The organism is Aerococcus sp. L_32 (assembly GCF_050689315.1).
Genome location: NZ_JBOEQF010000448.1, coordinates 1 through 1,525, shown reverse-complemented (window position 1 = coordinate 1,525; position 1,525 = coordinate 1). Strand labels below are relative to the sequence as shown.

Annotated in this window: 1 protein-coding gene; it reads right to left on the bottom strand. The window is 42.0% G+C overall.

The window, feature by feature from the left end; genetic code table 11:
• A partial coding sequence (locus ACRCJ0_RS13800) for a fructose-1,6-bisphosphatase (RefSeq protein WP_431390800.1) occupies nucleotides 1-1,525 on the bottom strand: 1,525 nt, incomplete at both ends.

Here is a 1,525-nt window from a genome sequence, read left to right as displayed (position 1 = left end):
GTCCGCTTTAACTGGGTCTTCACCCTTACGCTCTTTAACCGGTGTATGACCGTTTACAATATGCCCTCGATCTGGACGAATACCAAACTCGCTTAAAATCAATTCAGCACACTCTTTGTCATTACGTAAAGTATAGTAAATATTTTTTGGCTCATGATGGGTTTCAGCATCCTCGATATAGTAACGCTCAAAAGTCGTCATTCTAGTCTTTCCAAATAAAGACGAACCTTCCCCTTGCCAGATATACCACATGTAATCTAAATCAGGGTTTTCGTCTTCATTTGGTCCTTGAGCCACAAAAGCTTGACGCATAGACTTCTCAAATTGGTCCAACAATTCCCGTCCTGCATATGAACGGCCGTGAATTTCAACCGCCTTAAATGACATATCTTCATTCATCGGAATACAACCGTGATATAACAGATTTTCATTGTAAACTTTATACAATGACCCCTTACTATATAGGTAGGCAATATGCTTTTGCAGACGGTCTGAATTTAAGAAACCAGCTTGCAATTTCCCCATCACATATTCTTCATCTTCAGTTAATTTGAATGGATCTGCCGGATCTACCGTAGGGAACGTCGTATTCTTCAAGTCATATTCCTTCCCATCAACGAGTACAGTCCCTTTTTCCAAGTCTAATTTATCAAGGAATAGGCGGTTGTCGGTTTGGAATTCAGGGTGGCGTTTAATGACTTGCGCTTCTAATTTAAATTGAATAATCGTGATTGCCTGCTGCATCTTGGCAATTTGTTTCACTTCTTCTGGAAAATGGTCCACCGAATCGTCAATCTTAGGCATGAATTCCGCGATAGTGTCATCCGGGTAAGTAGCCTCCGCGAATGCCACCAAGGGTCTCAGTGAAATACCATAGCCATCCTCGATGATTTCTAAGTTGTCATAACGGGCACAAATCCGTAATACGTTGGCGATCAAGACGCGTGACCCCGAAGCGGCCCCCATCCAAATGGCGTCATGGTTCCCCCATTGGATATCGATGGATTTCTGAGTAGCCAACAAGTCGATAATTTTATCAGGCGACGGCCCACGGTCATAGATGTCCCCTAAAACGTGTAAATGATCGACAACAAGTTCCTGCATTAATTCAGAGAAGGCTTCAATTAAACGGTTTGCTGCCCCTAATTCGATTACATTTTGAATGATATTCCAGTAGTAAGACCCCTTGTTGGTCAAGACAGAATCCTTAAATAGCAACTCCTCAAGGATGTAAGACATGTCTTTTGGCATAGCCTTGCGAACTTTTGAACGGGTGTATTTAGACACAACAAATTGTCCCAACTCCACTAATCTAGAAATTGTTAACGTATAGAATTCATGCTCTTCTTCTACATCTGTAATATCCGCTAACACTCGGTCTAGCTTCTCTTCTGGATAGTAGACAAGGGTTGCCAACTGGTTCATTTCATTCGTCGATAACCGGTTTTGGAATACCTCTCGAATTTTTTCTTTAATATTCCCCGACCCATTACGTAACACGTGCGAAACAGCATCATACTCGCCA